The organism is Pseudomonas sp. TH10 (genome assembly GCF_016651255.1).
GTDB lineage: Bacteria > Pseudomonadota > Gammaproteobacteria > Pseudomonadales > Pseudomonadaceae > Aquipseudomonas.
Genome location: NZ_JAEKEG010000056.1, coordinates 1 through 15,501, shown reverse-complemented (window position 1 = coordinate 15,501; position 15,501 = coordinate 1). Strand labels below are relative to the sequence as shown.

Annotated in this window: 11 protein-coding genes and 3 pseudogenes; 7 read left to right on the top strand and 7 right to left on the bottom strand. The window is 62.1% G+C overall.

The annotated features are described in order from the left end of the window. The coding region (gene phaP / locus JFT80_RS08830; RefSeq protein WP_201147617.1) for a TIGR01841 family phasin at positions 1-463 on the top strand (463 nt) is incomplete at its 5' end. A gap of 1 nt (position 464) precedes the next feature. On the opposite strand, the gene JFT80_RS08825 is transcribed toward phaP, so the two are convergent. The 6 genes and pseudogenes from JFT80_RS08825 to JFT80_RS08800 form a co-directional block, all read right to left on the bottom strand. Beyond that, a complete protein-coding gene (locus tag JFT80_RS08825; RefSeq protein WP_242482861.1) occupies positions 465-935 on the bottom strand; it encodes a PHB accumulation regulatory domain-containing protein in 471 nt (156 codons plus the stop codon). Between the two features lie 205 nt (positions 936-1,140). After that, complete coding sequence (locus JFT80_RS08820; protein WP_201147616.1) at positions 1,141-2,409, bottom strand: OprD family porin; 1,269 nt, start codon at positions 2,407-2,409, stop codon at positions 1,141-1,143. A gap of 126 nt (positions 2,410-2,535) precedes the next feature. Then, complete coding sequence (locus tag JFT80_RS08815) at positions 2,536-4,308, bottom strand: acyl-CoA dehydrogenase C-terminal domain-containing protein (RefSeq protein WP_201147615.1); 1,773 nt, start codon at positions 4,306-4,308, stop codon at positions 2,536-2,538. A gap of 63 nt (positions 4,309-4,371) precedes the next feature. Next, positions 4,372-6,042: a cation acetate symporter gene (locus JFT80_RS08810; RefSeq protein ID WP_201147614.1), complete on the bottom strand. Its 1,671-nt coding sequence runs from the start codon at positions 6,040-6,042 to the stop codon at positions 4,372-4,374. Continuing rightward, on the bottom strand, positions 6,042-6,368 hold the full coding sequence (locus JFT80_RS08805) for a DUF485 domain-containing protein (protein WP_201147613.1): 327 nt from the start codon (positions 6,366-6,368) through the stop codon (positions 6,042-6,044). Before JFT80_RS08805 ends, JFT80_RS08810 begins: the two co-directional genes overlap by 1 nt. A 112-nt stretch (positions 6,369-6,480) precedes the next feature. Further along, positions 6,481-8,101 (bottom strand): annotated as a pseudogene (locus JFT80_RS08800) (acyl-CoA synthetase). 230 nt (positions 8,102-8,331) lie between these two features. Between JFT80_RS08800 and JFT80_RS08795 the strand changes: the two are divergent. From JFT80_RS08795 to JFT80_RS08780, 4 genes and pseudogenes are all read left to right on the top strand, one after another. Continuing rightward, a pseudogene (locus JFT80_RS08795) lies at positions 8,332-10,606 on the top strand (PAS domain S-box protein). 4 nt (positions 10,607-10,610) lie between these two features. Further along, a complete protein-coding gene (locus tag JFT80_RS08790) occupies positions 10,611-11,246 on the top strand; it encodes a response regulator transcription factor (RefSeq protein ID WP_122839777.1) in 636 nt (211 codons plus the stop codon). A gap of 67 nt (positions 11,247-11,313) precedes the next feature. Continuing rightward, positions 11,314-12,414: an AI-2E family transporter gene (locus tag JFT80_RS08785; protein ID WP_122839778.1), complete on the top strand. Its 1,101-nt coding sequence runs from the start codon at positions 11,314-11,316 to the stop codon at positions 12,412-12,414. 83 nt (positions 12,415-12,497) lie between these two features. Beyond that, positions 12,498-13,223 (top strand): glycosyltransferase family 2 protein, encoded by a 726-nt coding sequence (locus JFT80_RS08780; protein WP_122839779.1) that lies wholly within the window; start codon positions 12,498-12,500, stop codon positions 13,221-13,223. Between the two features lie 96 nt (positions 13,224-13,319). Here the strand turns inward: JFT80_RS08780 and JFT80_RS08775 are convergent, their stop codons facing one another. Beyond that, positions 13,320-13,676: a hypothetical protein gene (locus JFT80_RS08775; RefSeq protein ID WP_242482860.1), complete on the bottom strand. Its 357-nt coding sequence runs from the start codon at positions 13,674-13,676 to the stop codon at positions 13,320-13,322. Between the two features lie 332 nt (positions 13,677-14,008). Here JFT80_RS08775 and JFT80_RS08770 point away from each other — a divergent pair, with 332 nt between their 5' ends. Both JFT80_RS08770 and JFT80_RS08765 read left to right on the top strand, forming a co-directional pair. Further along, positions 14,009-14,938 carry a ZIP family metal transporter gene (locus tag JFT80_RS08770; protein ID WP_122839781.1) on the top strand — a complete coding sequence of 310 codons (930 nt, stop codon included), beginning with the start codon at positions 14,009-14,011 and terminating at the stop codon, positions 14,936-14,938. Between the two features lie 23 nt (positions 14,939-14,961). Beyond that, positions 14,962-15,450: pseudogene (locus JFT80_RS08765) on the top strand (glutamate-cysteine ligase family protein); the annotation flags it as partial. Positions 15,451-15,501 lie beyond the last annotated feature (51 nt).

The window sequence follows — 15,501 nt, the reverse complement described above, 5'->3', positions numbered from 1 at the left end:
GTTGCAGTTCAAGGCCCTGCGCGACTCCACCGAGGAACACTTCGAAGGCGTTCGCAAGTTGCTGGCTGTGCGTGATCCTCAGGGTTTTGCCGAGCTGCAGGCTTCGTTGACCCAACCAAGTGCCCAGGGCGAACGCCTGGCCGAGTTCAACCGTCAGGTCCAGGCGCTGATCGTCGACACCCAGTCGGACATCGCCAAACTGACCTCCAGCCAGGTCGAATCCGGCACCCGGCAGGTTGAAGAGTTCGTGGAAACCTTGAGCAAGAACGCGCCAGCGGGTTCGGAACCGGTAGTTGCCGCATTCAAGTCGGGCCTGGCGAACGCCGGTACGGTCTTTGAAAGCGCACAAAAAGCCGCTAAGCAGGCGGCCGATGTGGCTCAGAGTGGTTTCGAGGCCGCGAGCGCAGCGCCGGGAAAAGCCACACCAGAAGCCGGCGGCAAGGCTACCACCGGTAACAAGTAAGTCAGTTCAGGCCAGCTGCACCGATGGCGACGGGTTTATTCCCCGTCGCCATTTTTTTCGGGCCGCCTTTGGCATCCGGCGTTGCGCCAAACATGCCAAACAGATTCTGGGTATTGAGGTACAGCGCCTTGGACTGATCGACATACTGGCGCATCAAGTCCTGCATCACCGGAGCCTGCTGGTGCATGAAGGTGCTCCAGGCTTCGGAAGACTGCGCGCCCGTCTGGGACTGGATGTCGATAACGGTCTGGATGCTCTTGTCCAGGTAACTGCCGAGCACACCCTGATAGGGCCCGTAGAACTGGATAATGCCCATCAGCATCTCGCTGGTGAAGATCGGCTCGCCACCGCTTTCAGCTTCCAGGATCACCTGCAGCAGGATGCTGCGCGTCAGGTCTTCGCCGCTTTTGGCGTCGACAACCTGGAACGGCACCTTGTCGACGACCAGTTGACGAATGTCCGCCAGCGTCAGGTGACTGCTGGTGTGGGTGTCATAGAGTCGGCGGTTGGGGTACTTCTTGATCAGGCGGGGGTGATATCGGTCATGCGGGGCGTCTCGCGGCGAGCCTGGTTTGCAGGCATCTTATCCTACTCTCATCGCCAGTGCCCTCGAGAGCGCCTTTACCAGCCGGTGCGCCCCGTTAAATCGTCCCCACAGGGTGGGGACGAGGCATTGCTTACCAGATCGGCAGGGTATAACTGACAATCAGACGGTTTTCATCCAGGTCACTGCCAAAGTTGGTCGAGCGCACTGTCGCGTTGCGCCATTTCAGCCCGACATTCTTCAGTGGCCCACTCTGCACCACGTAGCCGATATCGGTATCGCGCTCCCATTCCTTGCCTTCAGGCCGGTTGTTGCCCAGGTCGATGTCCGAGCCGGTGAGGTAGCGGGTCATGAAGGTCAGGCCGGGAATACCCATGGCCGCAAAGTTGTAGTCGTAGCGCGCCTGCCAGGATTTTTCGTCCTTGCTGGCGAAATCGCCGATTTGCACGAAGTTCACCAGGAACGCGTCGGTGCCGTTGATGTAGGCATAACCGGTGTCGCCGCTCATGCTCTGGTAGCCGAGGCCAAAGGCATTTCCGCCCAGGGTGTAGGTGAACATCGCGCCCAGGGCATTGTTGTCGACATTGCTGCCGCCGTCGTCGGTGGAGCGGGCGAAGCGCAGGTCGGTTTTTAACGACTGGCCCACGGTGATCGGCAGGACGTACGTCAGGTTGACCAGATGCTGGCTGTAGAAATTATCCAGATGACCGTAGCTGTAGCCGGTGGCCAGATCAGGCGTCCATTTGTAGTTGAGGCTGGCGAAGTCGAAGCTGTCGCTGGCCAGGTGGCGAGTAATGATGCCCTTGGCGCCCGTACGGGTGATGCCCATGTCCTCGTAGTTCGAGGAATCACGTTGATTGACCTGGGTCAGGCGCCCGGCGTCTGCGGTCAGGCCCTGGATGTCCAGCGAACTCAACTGGCCGCCCTGGAAGGTCTGCGGCAACAGGCGTGAATCGTTCGCCAGCACGGTTGGCAACTTGGGCAACAGTGTCCCCAGTTTCAGTACACTTTTTGCCGCGCGAACCTTGGCCGTCAGGCCCACTTCAGCGTACTCGTCATGGGCGCCCTGGCGGGTATCGGCATGGCGCTTGAGCAAGCCGGAGCCGGCACGATCAGGGCTGGAATCGAGCTTGATACCGAGCAGGCCGATGGCGTCGAACCCGACGCCAATGGTCCCGGCAGTGAAGCCCGATTCGAAGCGCATCAGGAAACCCTGGGCCCATTCCTCTTGCTTAGATTGCGCTGCATTGTCCTGGCGAAAGTCGCGGTTGAAGTAAAAATTGCGCAATTCCACGCTGGCTTTGCTGTCCTTGATGAAATCAGCGGAAGCCGGGGCCGAGAGGCTGATGACGCCACCGGCCAGCAGCAGTCGGGTCGCGAGATTGCAGGTGTGACGATCCATGGTGAAGCCCCTTTGTTTTTATTATGAGAAATCGGATCTGGCGACCCTCGCCGAGCTGGCGAGGCTGCTGAATAAAAAACGCGACGCCTGAAAGAGAGGAGCAAGGCGCCGCGCGCGGTTCAATCGTTAGAACTGCTCAGCCGTCAGGCCGTAGAGCGAGGCGCTGCCGGCGCGTATGGACTGCTCAAGGCTCAGGATGCGCGGCAGCAGGCGGTGGATGTAGAAGTCGGCGGTGGCGATCTTCGCGCCGTAGAACGCCTCATCGGTGTTGCGCTGCTTGCCGGCCACGTGCGCCATGCGCGCCCACAGCCAGGCATAGGCGACGTAACCGAACAGGTGCAGGTACTCCACCGACGCGGCGCCGACTTCGTTGCGGTTGGTCTCGGCCCGGTCCTGCACCCAATCACTGAGGTTTTCCAGGCGCCGTACCGCATCCAGCAGTTGTGCCGCGTAGGGCGCGTCGGGCTGGTCCGCGAAGCGGCGGATCTCGTCAGTGAACTGGCGCAGCACCACGCCATGATTGGCCACCACTTTGCGCCCGAGCAGGTCAAGCGCCTGGATGCCGTTGGTGCCCTCATAGATCTGCGCGATGCGCACGTCGCGAACCAATTGCTCCTGACCCCACTCGCGGACGTAGCCGTGGCCCCCGAAAACCTGTTGTCCGTGAATGCAGCTTTCCAGGCCGCTGTCGGTGAAAAACGCCTTGGCCACTGGCGTCAGCAAGGCCACCAGGTTTTGCGCACTGTCGCGCTCGCTGGCATCGTCGGAGAACTTTGCCAGGTCCAGTTGCTGTCCCACGTAACTGGCGAACGCCCGGCCACCTTCGGTCATGGCTTTCATGGTCAACAGCATGCGACGCACATCCGGGTGGACGATGATCGGGTCGGCCACCTGGGTGGGGGCCATGGCGCCGGTAGGGGCACGGCTTTGCACGCGCTCGCGGGCGTAGGTTACCGCGCTCTGGTAGGACGCTTCAGCGCAACCGATGCCCTGGATGCCGATCGACAGCCGTTCGTAGTTCATCATCGTAAACATGGCTGCCAGGCCTTTGTTGGCCTCGCCCACCAGCCAGCCGCTGGCGCCGTCGAAGTTGATCACGCAGGTGGCCGAAGCCTTGATGCCCATCTTGTGTTCGATCGAGCCGCAACTGACGGCGTTGGCGGCGCCGAGGGAGCCGTCGGCGTTGACGCGAATCTTAGGCACCACAAACAGCGAGATGCCTTTTGGCCCGGCGGGTGCGTCTGGCAGCTTGGCCAGCACCAGGTGGATGATGTTTTCGGTCAGGTCCTGGTCGCCGCCGGTAATGAAGATCTTGCTGCCGGTGATCTGGAAACTGCCGTCGGCCTGCGGTTCGGCGCGGGTGCGGATCAGGCCCAGGTCGGTGCCGGCGTGGGCTTCGGTCAGGCACATGGAGCCGGCCCAGCGACCTTCGTACATGGGCGGCAGATAAAGGTTTTTCAAGGTGGCGCTGGCGTGTGCATCCAGCGCCAGGCGGGCACCGGAACTCAGTGCCGAGTACAGGGCGAAGCTTGAGTTGGCGCCGTAGAGCATTTCCTCGAATTGCACGGCGAGCATCTTCGGCATGCCCATGCCGCCGAACTCGGTGTTTCCCGACAGGCCCACCCAGCCCCCTTCGATATAGGTGGCGTACGCCTGTTTGAAACCGATCGGCGTGCTGACCTGGCCATCCTGCCACTGGGCGCCTTCTTCGTCGCCGCTGCGATTAAGCGGTGCAATCAGATGCGAGGTGACCTTGGCCGCTTCCTCGAGAATGGCATCGGCGGTGGCGGCGTCGACGTTATCGGCCAGGGCTGGCAGGCGCGCCCACAAGGCCGGGGCTTCGAACACTTCATGCAGCACAAAGCGCATATCGCGCAGCGGAGCTTTGAATTCGGGCATTACGTGAACCTCACAGGGTTAGGCGATGGGCGCGTCCCGTCATGGACGGGCGCGCCCGGTCAATCAGTGGCTGGACGCGCTGGCGGCACCCAGGCCGGTCTGGGCCCGGACAAACTGGTCGGCGTAGGCATCACGCTCTTTGCCGGCCCGCACGCTGCGGTCGAGTTTCGACACCACGACGATCACCAGGAACGCCAGCGGCATGGAGAACAGGGCAGGGTGGTCGTAGGGGAAGATGGCGTGGGCATGGCCCAGCACGGTCACCCAAACGGCAGGCGACAGGATCACCAGTACCAAGGCGCAAATCAGACCGGCAAACCCGCCGATGATCGCGCCTTTGGTGGTCAGGTCTTTCCAGTACATGGCCATGATCAGCACCGGGAAGTTGGTCGACGCGGCGATGCCGAACGTCAGGCCGACCAGGAACGCGACGTTCATCTTCTCGAACAGGATGCCCAGCAGGATTGCGATGATGCCAAGGCCGACGGTGGCCATGCGGGTAACGCGCATTTCCTGTTTCTCGGTCGCCTTGCCTTTCTTGAAGACCGTGGCGTAAAGGTCGTGGGAGATTGCCGAAGCACCGGCCAGTGCCAGGCCGGACACCACCGCCAGGATGGTGGCGAAGGCCACCGCCGAGAGGAAACCGAAGAACAGGTTGCCGCCCACTGCCTTGGCCAGGTGCATGGCAACCATGTTGCCGCCACCTATCAGGGTGCCGCCGACTTCGCCGTTGACGTAGTACTGCGGATCGGTGCCGATGATCACCATTGCGGCGAAACCCAGGGTGCAGACCACCAGGAAGAAGAAGCCGATGAAGCCCGTTGCGTAGAACACCGACTTGCGTGCTTCCTTGGCATTGGGCACGGTGAAAAAGCGCATCAGAATGTGCGGCAGGCCGGCAATGCCAAACACCAGGCCAAGGGACATGGAGGCGGTGTTGATCGGGTCGGCGAGCATCGAGCCTGGGCCCATGATGTTCCAGCCGCTGGCATGTGCCTCGACCGCCCGTGTTGCCAGGGCTTCATAGCTGAAGCCGAACTGCGACATGGCCATCACCGCCAGGGTCGTTCCGCCTGCGAGCAGCAACACGGCCTTGATGATCTGTACCCAGGTGGTGGCGATCATGCCGCCGAAGATCACGTACACCAGCATCAATGCACCGACGATCACCACGGCCACCGGGTAGTCGAGACCGAACAGCAACTTGATCAACTGACCGGCACCGACCATCTGCACGATCAGGTAGCAGCACACCACGGTCAGTGAACCGAACGCGGCAAAGATCCGTACTTTGTTCTGGTCCAGCCGATAGGAAACGATGTCGGCGAAGGTGTAGCGCCCCAGGTTGCGCAAGCGCTCGGCCATCAGGAAAGTAATGATCGGCCAGCCGACAAAAAAGCCGATGGTGTAGATGAAGCCATCATAGCCCTTGGCAAATACCAGGCTCGACAGCCCCAGCAGCGTGGCTGCAGACATGTAATCGCCGGCAATCGCCAGGCCGTTCTGGAAGCCGGTGATGCCACCGCCTGCGGTATAGAAGTCAGAGGTGGATTTAGTCTGGCGTGCGGCCCACCAGGTGATCGCCAGCGTGCCCAGGACGAACACGAAGAACATGCCGATCGCATGCAGGTTCAGTGGTTGCTTTTCGGCGACGCCGGTCAGCGGCGCGGCCAGTGCCAGGCTCGCAGGCAAAAGGCCGGCGGCGGCAATCAGGAAGTTACGCAGGATGCTCATTACTTGCTCTCCTCGAGAACGGCTGCGCCCAGCGCATCGAAGCGGGTGTTGGCGCGGTACACGTACCATCCCGTCAGCAACCAGGAAAACACGATGATTGCTGCGCCTACCGGCATGCCCAGCGTCATCATGCGGTGCTCGGCGAGCGGGGCGTGCAACCACTGCGGGAAGAACGCCACCACCGCCATGAACACGTAGTAGGTGCCCAGTACCGCCGCACTGAGCGACCAGGCCAGGCGTGAACGGCTGTTGACCAGCTGCAGGAATTTCGGGTTGCCGCGAATGCGTTCACAGCGCTGGGTATCGGTTGAATGGATGTCGATCATGGGAAGCTCCACCTTGTCTTGTTGTTATCGGTGTGAAAGGCCAAATTCGGCCTGCACGAGCCCGAGGCGGCAGGAAATCGACCTGCCGCCTGAGGGGTAGTGCTGGTTCGGGTTAGAGTGCCTTGGCCCTGTCTCGCAGGACGTACTTCTGGACCTTCCCGGTCGAGGTCTTGGGCAGCAGGGTGAAGATCACCGTGCGCGGGACTTTGAAACCGGCGAGGTGTTCGCGGCAGAAACTGATGATGTCGGCCTCGCGCACATCCTGGTAATCGGCCTTGAGCGTGATGAAGGCGCAGGGGTCTCACCCCATTTCTCATCAGGACGCGCAACGACTGCTGCTTCCATTACGCCCGGATGGCGATACAACACGCCTTCCAGCTCGATGGTGGAAATGTTCTCGCCACCGGAAATAATGATGTCCTTGAGCCTGTCCTTGATCTCGACGTAGCCGTCGGGATGACACACCGCCAGGTCGCCGGTGTGAAACCATCCACCTTCAAATGCCTCGGCCGTGGCCGTCGGGTTTTTCAGGTAACCCTTCATCACGGTGTTGCCGCGCATGAACACCTCGCCGATAGTCTGGCCGTCGCGCGGAGTCGGTTCGAGCGTTTTCGAGTCGCCGACCATGACCCCTTCCAGCGTCGGGTAGCGCACGCCTTGGCGGGACTTGATCTGCGCCCGTTCGTCCAGGGGCAGTTCATCCCATTCGGCGTGCCAGGCGCAGAGCGTTACCGGGCCGTAGGTTTCGGTCAGGCCGTAGACGTGTGTGACCTTGATGCCCATCTGTTCCACTGCACCGATGACCTTGGCCGGCGGTGCCGCGCCGGCGACCATCGCATTGACCGGATGATCAATCGCGGCCTTGGCCGACTCTGGCATGTTCACCAGTGCGTTGAGCACGATCGGCGCACCGCACAGGTGAGTGACCTGATGTTCGCGGATCAGGGTGAGGATTCGTTGCGGGTCGACCCGACGCAGGAACACGTGCACCCCGGCCAGGGCGGTGATGGTCCAGGGATAGCACCAGCCGTTGCAATGGAACATCGGCAGGGTCCAGAGGTACACCGGGTGATTGCCCATGGCCCAGGTCATCTGGTTGCCCAAGGCGTTGAGATAAGCCCCGCGATGGTGGTAGACCACCCCTTGGGGTTGCCGGTGGTGCCGGAGGTGTAGTTCAGCGAGATGGCTTGCCACTCATTGACCGGCCATTTCCAGTCGAACGCCGGATCGCCTTCGGCCAGCAGCGCCTCGTAGTCCAGGTCGCTGACGGCCTGGCCTTCGCCGTATTCCGGGTCGTTGACGTCGATGACCAGCGGCGGATGGTCGAGCATGCCGATGGCGGCATGGATCACGTCATGGAATTCCCGGTCGGTGATCAGCACTTTCGCTTCACCGTGCTGGAGCATGAACGCGATGGCTTCGGCGTCCAGGCGCACGTTGAGGGGGTTGAGCACAGCACCGATCATCGGCACCCCGAAGTGCACTTCAAGCATCTCGGGGATGTTTGGCAGCATCACCGCCACCGTGTCGCCCTTGCCGATACCGCGCCCGGCCAATGCCGACGCCAGGCGCCGGCAGCGGGTGTAAGTCTGCGCCCAGGTGCGGCGGATCGAACCGTGGATCACGGCAGGGTAGTGGGGATAGATGTTGGCAGTGCGCTCGAGAAAGCTGAGCGGAGACAAAGCGATGTGATTGACCGCCGAAGGGCCTAGCCCTTGTTCATAGATCGACATGTTCGGGTACTCGGTGGCTGATTGTTAGCTCTACAGATGGCTCGTCGGCGTCGCCGCCGCGTGCATCTTTTATGTCTGGTTTGCTTTATATAACATTCAGCCATCGGTATGGAAGTACAACCTATAGCGTATAGTACATATACTATACAGTATTCATCCTGCTCCAAATGAATGCCGCCGGGTCGCCAGTGCCGGTATATCCTTGGACGCCACCCCAATGCGGACCCGCGATGACCCCGACTCCTGTTCGACTGCACAGCTGGTTGCGCCTGCAACGCGAGGGCGTGCCGATGGCTGCCCGCGCCGACGCCTTGTGTCGGGCCCTGCAAGACTGTCCCGAAGTGCGGCGTGCGGTGTACCTGAGCTGGCAACCGCTGTCCGGCATTTACAGCCATGAGGGCGGCGCCCAGCATTTCCCGCCGGGGCAGGGCGATCCGGTGCTGGCCAGTGACCGGCTGCTGTTCGAGACCCTGACGGCTGCCGGGCGCCTGGACCTGGCGCAAGTGCGTCGGCTCGATTGCTGGTTGGCCGGTCGCTTGCGCCGCGCTGCCATCAGCCACGGCCAGGTGTTCGACCTGGCATTACAGCCGGGGCAGGCCGGGTTGCTGCTGGTGGAAGTCTGCGAAGGGGTGAGTTTTGACTGGCTGGGTTGGGTTCGCGACTTGCTGACGACCCTGCTCAGTAGCGTCAACGGCATGTTGCGTGGCTCGCCGCTATTGGGCCACGACCCACAACCGGGCCTGCTGCTCGATGCCCAGGGCCGTCCGCAGGAATTTAATGCGGCGCTGCTGGCCCTGCTGGCGGAAAAACCCCTGACCGACGTGCTGGGTTTTCTGCCGGTCAACCATCGGGTACTGGTGCGCGCCTGTCTCGACCAGCAGCGCGCCATCGAAGGCGTCGAAGCCCAGTTCGAGGACCAGGTGCTGATCTGGACCTTTATTCCAGACCCTCAGGACAACCGCGTGCTCGCCCGTTGTCGCGACGCCACCGTGCAGGTGCTGGCTGAGCGAGAGGCCGCCACAGCGCGCCGCCTGTACCGGCTGATCATCGAAAACACCACCGACCTGATTTCCCGGCACTCCCCGGACGGACGCTTTCTGGATGCCTCGCCCGCGTCCTGGACCCTGCTCGGCTACTGGCCCGAAGAACTGCGCGGGCAAATGGCCCAGGGCCTGTTCCACGGCCAGGACCTGGCGAGCCTGGTGCAACGGGCGCGTGACGCGCTGGAGCAGGACGGTTATCACACCATGACCTATCGGATTCGTCATCGAGACGGCCACTACCTGTGGTTCGAAACCGCGAGCCGGGCCATCCGCGAGACCTACACCGGCACCGTCGTCGAAGTGGTCAGCGTCTCCCGTGACATCACCGCCCGGGTCCAGGCCGAAGAAAACAATCGCCGCCTGGCCGAAGTGGTCGAAGCCAATACTGACCCGGTGCTGTTCATCGACCCCGATGGGCACGTCACCTACCTCAATCCCGCTGCGCGTCGCATCCTGGGCATCAACCCGCCACAACCGATGCCGTCCATGGAGGACCTGTTTGCCAGCGCCGACCTGCTGCGCCTGCAACGCCAGGGCTGGGCCGCTGCCGAGCGTGATGGCGTGTGGAGCACCGATGCCCGGCTGCTGCCCCCGGCCGGGGGCGCGGGTGTTCCGGTATCCCTGGTGTTGCTGGCCCATCGCGCGGCGGGGGGAGCGTTATTACTCACTGGTGGCGCGGGACATGACCGAACGCGAACTGCGCGAGACCCAGCAGCGCCGCCACCAGGACGAACTGGCGCACACGGCGCGGCTGGTCACCCTGGGTGAACTGGCCTCTGGCATCGCCCATGAAATCAACCAGCCTCTGGCCGCGGTGGTCAACTATGCCAACGCCAGCCAACGTTATCTGCAGTCCCTGGGCTCCAATCCCCAGGCTGCCGAACGCGTCGCCCAGGGACTGGAGCGCATCACCCACCACGCCACCCATGCCTCCGAGGTGATCCGTCGCCTGCGGGCCTTCCTGCGTAAGGGCCAGCGCCGCATGCAAGCCCTGGACATCGCCGATGTCGCCCGCGAGGCGGTGCGCTTGTGCGCCTGGGAAGCGAGCAATTGCCAAGTGACAATCGAGGATCGGCTGCCGGATAATCTGCCGCCAATTTATGCCGACCGCGTATTGCTCGAACAGGTCCTGCTCAACATTCTGCGCAATGCCATCGATGCCAATCGCGAACAACATCCCGGCCAGCCTTCGCTGATCGTCATGGCCGCGGGACTGTGCGGCAGTGCGACTGTGGAATTCAGTGTGCAGGACCAGGGCCCGGGGGTGAGCGAGGCGCAACTTGAGCAGATATTCACGCCGTTCTACACCAGCAAGGCCGATGGCCTGGGTCTGGGGCTGTCCATGAGCCGCAGCATCATCGAAGGCTTCGGTGGGGCGCTGCAGGCCAGGCGCCAACCCCGCGGGCTGCTGATGATGTGCCGCTTGCCGCTTGCCGGCCCGACCAAACAACAACAGGAATAACGCAATGGCAGCTGTGATGGAGCACGTGGTGTACGTGGTCGACGATGACCAGGGGATGCTCGATTCCACGGTGTGGCTACTTGAATCCGTTGGCCTCAAGGCCTTGGCATTTACCAGCGGGGTTGCCTTTCTTGACGCCTGCGATGCCAGCCTCGACGCCTGCGTGCTGCTTGACGTGCGCATGCCGGGGATGGGCGGCCTGAACGTGCAGGAAGAAATGCGCACCCGAGGCCTGAACCTGCCCGTGATCTTTGTCAGCGGCCACGCCGACGTGCCGATCGTGGTGCGCGCCTTCAAGGCCGGCGCGCACGATTTCATCGAAAAGCCCTACAACGAGCAGTTACTGCTGGACAGCGTGCAACAAGCGCTCAGCAACAGCGCCGTGAACCGTTCCGGGGTCCAGGGCCATGATGCCCTCAAGGCGCGACTACTCACGCTCACCCCACGCGAGCGCGACGTGCTGGTGCCACTGGTGCAAGGCTATACCACCCGGGAAATAGCCGAGCAACTGGGGGTCAGCGCCAAGACCGTCGACCTCTACCGATCCCGCGTGATGAAACGCATGCAAGCCACCACCTTGCCTGACCTGGTCGGGATGGCCATCGCGGCCGGGCTGGTCGATCCCCTGAAACTACGCTGACCTCTCACACCGCCCACTGTGGGTCTATGCTGAGCGAACCCTATTCGCCACCAGCATGGAGCCATCAATGGTGCCCACCCCGATAAACGAGAAGGCGCTGACCCGCACCCTGCTCGACGTGCTGATTCGTGCAGGGTTGATTACCGTCCTGGTGCTGTTCTGCTTCGAGATCTTCAGGCCGTTCCGCGACCTGATGCTGTGGTCGCTGATCCTGGCGATCACTCTCTACCCGCTGCAGACGCGGTTGATGAGGCGAGGCGGGCACAAGCCGGGGCACGTCGCGACCCTGCTCGTGCTGGCCGCGATCGTGATCCTGATGGTGCCGATCTACCTGTTGGGCACCTCCATTGCCGACTCAGTCGAGCGAGCGATGGTGCTGGTCAAGGACGGCGCCTTCCATGTGCCGCCGCCGAATGCCGCAGTGGCCGACTGGCCGCTGGTCGGCAAGCCGCTGACGGAACTCTGGCTGCAGGCCTCCACCAACCTGCCTGACCTGACCGCCAAATACCTGCCGCAGATCAAGCATTTCAGCCTCGGTTTATTGAGCAAGCTGGCCGGGGTCGGCATGGGTTTCCTGATGTTCATTTTCGCCCTGATCATCGCCGGAATTTTCATGGCGTACGGCGAAGGCGGCAGCCGCAGCGCGGTGCAGATCGCCGCGCGGGTTAGCGGCCCGGCCAAGGGCCCGAAAATCGCTTTGCTGTGCACGGCGACGATTCGCGCAGTGGCCCTCGGCGTGGTGGGCATCGCTTTTATCCAGATGCTGCTGGTGGGGTTGGGTTTTGTCTTCAAGGGCGTGCCCGGTGCCGGCCTGCTGGCGCTGGCGGTATTGCTGCTGGGCATCATGCAGCTGCCGGTGACCCTGATCACGCTGCCGGTGATTGCCTTTGTGTTCACCACCGAGGGCGCGAGCACCGGGACCATCATCTTTGCCATCTACGTGTTCGTCGCCGGATTGGTAGACAACGTGCTCAAGCCTTTGCTGCTGGGGCGCGGCGTCGATGTACCGATGCCGGTGATCCTGATCGGCGCCCTGGGCGGCATGGTGTCCAACGGGATCATCGGGTTGTTCGTCGGGCCGGTAGTGCTGGCAGTGGGGTATCAACTGTTCTGGCAGTGGGTGCAGGACCGACCGGACCCAGAGCCGCAACAGGGGCCGCTGCCCTGAGGCTGTACATTCTTTAAACCTTCTGATGACGCGAAGTGTCGATAACTGCAGAGCCCACACTTCGCCCATCCGAGGGAACGCCAATGATCGGTGTTGTCATACCCGCCCACAACGAAGAACAACACATCAGCGCTTGCCTGGCGTCCATCCTTGTGGCGGCACGCCACCCGCAGTTGCAGGGGCGCGAAGTCAGCATCCTGGTGGTGCTGGACGACTGTTCGGATGCCACCGGCACGCGGGTGCGCGCCATGGACGTGCCGACACTCGATGCCTCTTTCAGGAACGTCGGCAAGGCGCGGGCGACAGGGGCCGAGGTACTACTGGAGGCGGGTGTGCAATGGCTGGCGTTCACGGATGCCGATACGGTTGTACCAGCCGACTGGATCGCCCGCCAACTCGACTGCATGGCTGACGCCGTGTGCGGCACGGTTGAAGTGGACAACTGGGATGAGCACGGTGAGGGCGTTCGCAGCCGCTACCTGGAGCGCTATCAGTTCATCGAGAATCACCGGCATATCCACGGCGCGAACCTGGGGCTGAGCGCTGCCGCTTATAAAAGCGCCGGTGGCTTTCAACACCTGGCTGCCCATGAAGACGTACACCTGGTGGCCGACCTTGAGCGCATCCGTGCGCGTATCGTCTGGACCGCGTCCAACCCGGTGGTGACCAGCGCGCGCAAGGATTACAAATGCACCGGCGGTTTTGGCGAGTACCTGGCATCGCTGGGCCAAGCCCTGGGTGCGGCGGCCTGCAACCACCCGCCAGCATCGATGCGCTGCCCTGAAATGGATGTGCAAACGCCTCAGTGACACGCGTCGCTGACGGCTTTCGCGGCGCGGCGCAACTCCTGTTTGACGTCCACCGGGATTCGCTGGCGCACCAACCGCTGCTCCAGGAACGCCTGGTCACCCCTGTCCCCACTTGCGCGTCGATGGCTGCCCCTTGGCCTCCAGGGCTGCCGCGTGCGCGTCGATCACGGCATCGACCTCGGCATCATTACGGGCTGCATCGAGTCGCTCGATCAGTGCCGCCACTTCATCGGCTTCAGCCTTGGCATAAGCTTCCACGGTCAAGCCGGAGGCGAGCGCCCGTACGCGGATCTCAAGGTTCTTCATGGTCTGCTTGGCGTCTTCGCAGAGTGCCGCTTGCTTGCGGCTGTCGGCGACTTGCCAATGAATCAATTGAAAGGTCAGGACGCCGACCATGGCAAGCACCAGGCCACTCAGCAGCAACGCGATCTTGAAGTTAGGGTGTGCCGTCATGGCTCGTCCATGGTTGGGTCTTTAGCGGGCGCTGCAAATAGATTAGAGGGGCGATTGAAAGTTTGCATTGAGTTACACAACTACCGACGACTGACCGCAATCGAGTGGATAGTTGCCGCCGGTCGCCAGCCATCAATCTTTATCAAATTATCCCACGGGCAATTGCTTCAGATATCTGTGGGCGGCGCATTCGGTGAGTCACCGGATGAGTCAACTCAGGTGGCCACCAGTGCCCTTTCTTTTGAGCAGGGAGCGCTGCGCAGCTCAAAACAGTTGCTACCTGTCGCCTGCCGGGCGCCCAATAAGCGGGCCAACCATCGATAGGAGTTTTTATGTCCGATCCCGTCTCGTCGAGCAGCGGCGCTTCGCGCTCCTGGCTTGAATTGGCCCGTGGCAGCAGTTGGTCGGGGGTGCTGTTCTGGTTGACGTTGATCGTCGTGACCTGCCTGCTGCTGTTCAGTGGCTACAGTGCATTGACCGAAGCCGACTCGGACGTTCTGCATTACGCCATGCTGGGCGGCACCGCTGGATTTGCCGCTACGGCACTGGGCGCATTAATGGCACTGGTACTGCGGGACGTCGCGGTCCGTACCCAGGACATCATGCTCGGCTTTGCGGCGGGAATGATGTTGGCGGCCAGCTCCTTTTCGCTGATCCTTCCAGGCATCGCTGCCGCTGAAGCCATCACTGGCAGCAAACTGGTGTCTGCCGCGGTGGTGGTGCTGGGCATGGGGCTGGGCGTGGCCTTGATGGTCGGCCTGGACCGTTTTGTGCCCCACGAGCACCAGAAAAGCGGTCGGCGCGGCCCCGAGGTAGAACGCCTCAACCGGGTCTGGCTGTTTGTCCTGGCCATCACCCTGCACAACTTGCCCGAGGGCATGGCCATCGGCGTCAGTTTCGCGGACGGCGACATGAAGGTGGGTTTGCCCCTGACCACGGCCATCGCCATCCAGGATATTCCCGAAGGGCTTGCCATTGCGCTGGCGCTGCGGGTCACAGGTATCTCGGCTTTGAAGTCGGCCCTGGTGGCGATAGGTTCCGGGCTCATGGAACCGTTGGGCGCGATCATCGGCCTGGGCGTTTCATCGGCATTCGCCCTCGGCTATCCCGTAGCCTTGGGTCTGGCGGCCGGGGCGATGATCTTCGTGGTGTCCCACGAAGTGATTCCCGAAACCCACCGCAACGGCCATGAAACGCCAGCTACGCTTGGGTTGATGATGGGCTTTGGTGTGATGATGTTTCTTGATACCGCGTTGGGGTAAGTCCCGGCAGGCAGGGAGGCTTGATGAACAGTGAGATCAGGTTCGGGATCGAAGAGGAATATTTCATCACTGACCTGGAAACTCGATGCATGGCCGGTCAGCCGCCTGCGGCCGCTATCGAGCAATGCAGCAAGGCGTTGGATGGCTGTTTCGCCTACGAGATGTTCCAGGGGCAAATTGAAGTCGCTTCGCCGATCTTCACGGGCCTGTCCCAGGCCGCCGGCTATCTTGCAGCGGCCAGAAGTAAGCTGCGCGGCGTTCTGAAGCCTTTTGGCCTGGGACTGGTCAGCGCCGGCAGTCATCCCCTGGCGGATTGGCGGGCGCAACAGGCCACAGTACAGCCGCACTTTTGCCAATTGTTTGAAGACTTTCAATGGGTCGCCAGACGCAGCCTCTGGTCGGGCCTGCATGTGCACGTGGAAGTGCCGGCAGCGGTGGATCGCGTTCAAGTGATGAACGAGGTATTACCCTGGACGCCTCTGTTGCTGGCACTGAGTTGTTCCTCGCCTTTTGTTGAAGATGTTTGACCTCCATTTCCATCGTTTTTTCCTGATTCCATCGTT